Source organism: Candidatus Streptomyces philanthi, assembly GCF_059553635.1.
This window is the reverse complement of the sequence record NZ_JCANQV010000510.1, coordinates 1-2,404: the sequence shown is the minus strand read 5'-3', so window position 1 is coordinate 2,404 and position 2,404 is coordinate 1. Positions and strand designations below refer to the sequence as shown.

Here is a 2,404-nt window from a genome sequence, read left to right as displayed (position 1 = left end):
CTCGCGCTGCTGCTGGCGCGCCTTCAGGACGCGCCGGAGCGCACGCGGTTGCTCGCCGGGCTGCGGGCGATGGGGCTGCCCCGGTCGCGGGCACGGCGGCTGATGGTCCTGGAGGCGCTGCCGCAGGCACTGCTCGCGGCGGTCGGCGGCGTGCTGACGGGGGCGGCCACCGTCCGGCTGCTGGGCGCGGGCACGGATCTGACGCCGCTGGCGGTCCCCGGGGCCGCGGTCGACGCCCCGCGCGTCGGCCTGGAAACCTCCGCCGCTTCCCTGCTGCTGCCGTCCGCCGCGGTGGTGGTGCTGGCCCTGGTGGTGGCGGCGGCCCAGGCGTGGCGGAGCGGACGGCGACCGAGGAGCACCGAGTGGAGAGCGGGGGACGAGCGATGACGCAGCGGCCCGGGGAACGTACGGGACACGAGGGGCCGGGCCGTGGCGGGGCACCGAGCCTGGCCGAGCTGGAGCGGCGGGCGGCCTCCCGCCGCGAACGGCCCGCCTACGGGCACGACGCGTTGATCGCCTGCGACCGGCTGGTACGGGTCTTCACCACGGACGGCGTCGAGGTGCAGGCCCTCCAGGGACTCGATCTGCTGGTCGCCGAGGGCGAGTTGATGGCGCTGGTGGGCGCGTCCGGCAGCGGCAAGTCGACGCTGATGAACATCCTGGCGGGTCTCGACGTACCGACCGCGGGCGCCGCCACGGTCGCCGGACGCGATCTGCTCACCATGGACGCCCGCGCCCGTCTCGGCTACCGCCGCGAGGTCGTCGGCTTCGTCTGGCAGCAGACCGCCCGCAACCTCCTGCCGTACCTCACGGCCCTGGAGAACGTCGTACTGCCGATGCGGCTGCGCGGCGGGCGGCGGCGCGCGGAACGCGCCCGCGCCGCCGAGGAGCTGCTGTCGATGCTTTCCCTCGGCCACTGCCGCGACCGCCGCCCGCACCAGCTGTCCGGCGGGGAGCAGCAGCGCACCGCCATCGCCGTGGCCCTCGCCAACACCCCGTCCGTGCTGCTGGCGGACGAGCCGACCGGCGAACTGGACTCGCACACCGCCGAGCAGGTCTTCTCCGCCTTCCGCACCGCCAACGAGGAGCTGGGCACGACGATCGTGATCGTCACCCATGACCAGGCGGTGGCCTCCGAGGTCCGGCGCACGGTCGCGATCCGGGACGGCCGTACGTCCTCGGAGGTGCTGCGCCGCACCGAACGCGACGCGGCGACCGGCCGGGAGGCCCTGGTCGCCCGGGAGTACGCGATGCTCGACCGGGCCGGACGGCTCCAGCTCCCCGCCGAGTACACGGAAACCCTGGGGATGCGGCACCGGGTGCTGCTGGAGCTGGAGAGCGACCATGTCGGCGTCTGGCCGGACCGGTCGGCGGACGGCGGGGACGGCTCCCCGGGGCGGGGCGGCGAGGCGGCCCCGCCCGGTTGAGAGCCGGGCGGCAGGGAAATCCCTGTGCGCGGGCGGTGCGGGCGGGGTGGGATGGGCCGATGAGCGACAGACTTCCGCAGGCTCCCCTGGACCGGCTGCGGGACGCCGTACGGCGCACCCGCGAGCTGACCGCCGGCCGTCCGGCCACCGGCCGCACCCATGACGACGCCGACCCGGACATCGGCACCATCGGCACCGACAGCGCCGTCGGCTTCGACCCGTTCCCACTGCTCGGGGCGTTCCACCGCGGCGGGGTCAAGGTCGTGGTGATGGGGCAGGTGGCGGGCATCCTGCACGGGTCGGCCGAGCTGACCGGCGATCTGGACCTGCTCTGGGACGGGGCCCCGGGGCGGGCCGGGGCGCTGGCGGCGGCCTTCGCGTCCGAGGGCGCCCGCCTCACGGACGACGACGGTGTCCCGCTCGGCACCGGCCCGGACGTCTTCCGCCGCCCCAAGATCCAGTTCGACTCACCGCGGGCGGGCGGCGACTGCTGCACCCCCGCCCTGCCCTGGGGCGATCTGCCGGTCCGTGACTTCCTCGACCGCGCGCTGCCTGCCACCGGCCCGGACGGCGTGGTGGTGCACTACCTGTGCCGCGACGACCTGATCCGGATGCGGCGCGCCGTCGGGCGTCCCAAGGACCTGCGCCGGGCGGACGAACTCGCCCGGCTGCGAGCGGACGCCGTCAGACGGGGGTGACGGTCAGGCCCGGCAGCCCGGGGCCCGACGCCCGTACCGCGACGGAGCCGTAGGCGGTGCTCAGCCGCAGCCAACCACCCGCCGCGAGGAGCGCGACCGGCTGCGGCTCGGGCGCGGTCAGGGTGGTGCCCCGGGTGTCGCCGCCGCGCGCGGCGTGGGCGGCGGGGCGTACGGGGCGTAGGAAGCCCAGCGCCTGGGCGGCGTGCACGGCGCGCACCGGGAGGTGGGTGTCGCCGAGGGTGCGCGACCAGATCTCCCGGCCGATCCGGTCCCGGGCGG

Annotated in this window: 4 protein-coding genes; 3 read left to right on the top strand and 1 reads right to left on the bottom strand. The window is 76.4% G+C overall.

The annotated features are described in order from the left end of the window. The 3 genes from AC51EU_RS29640 to AC51EU_RS29630 all read left to right on the top strand — a co-directional run. The coding region (locus AC51EU_RS29640; protein WP_496270180.1) for an FtsX-like permease family protein at positions 1 to 387 on the top strand (387 nt) is incomplete at its 5' end. Continuing rightward, positions 384 to 1,427 (top strand): ABC transporter ATP-binding protein, encoded by a 1,044-nt coding sequence (locus AC51EU_RS29635; RefSeq protein ID WP_496270179.1) that lies wholly within the window; start codon positions 384 to 386, stop codon positions 1,425 to 1,427. The genes AC51EU_RS29640 and AC51EU_RS29635, both read left to right, overlap by 4 nt. Before the next feature lie 59 nt (positions 1,428 to 1,486). Then, on the top strand, positions 1,487 to 2,125 hold the full coding sequence (locus AC51EU_RS29630; RefSeq protein ID WP_496270178.1) for a hypothetical protein: 639 nt from the start codon (positions 1,487 to 1,489) through the stop codon (positions 2,123 to 2,125). Here the strand turns inward: AC51EU_RS29630 and AC51EU_RS29625 are convergent. Next, positions 2,112 to 2,404 (bottom strand): DUF8185 domain-containing protein (locus AC51EU_RS29625; RefSeq protein ID WP_496270177.1); only part of this gene is annotated, 293 nt, incomplete at its 5' end. The genes AC51EU_RS29630 and AC51EU_RS29625 overlap by 14 nt on opposite strands.

Excerpts from the sequence above, each read along its gene's own strand:
- AC51EU_RS29635 (WP_496270179.1), top strand. The coding sequence starts at position 384 with ATGACGCAGCGGCCCGGGGAACGTACGGGACACGAGGGGCCGGGCCGT.
- AC51EU_RS29630 (WP_496270178.1), top strand. The coding sequence starts at position 1,487 with ATGAGCGACAGACTTCCGCAGGCTCCCCTGGACCGGCTGCGGGACGCC.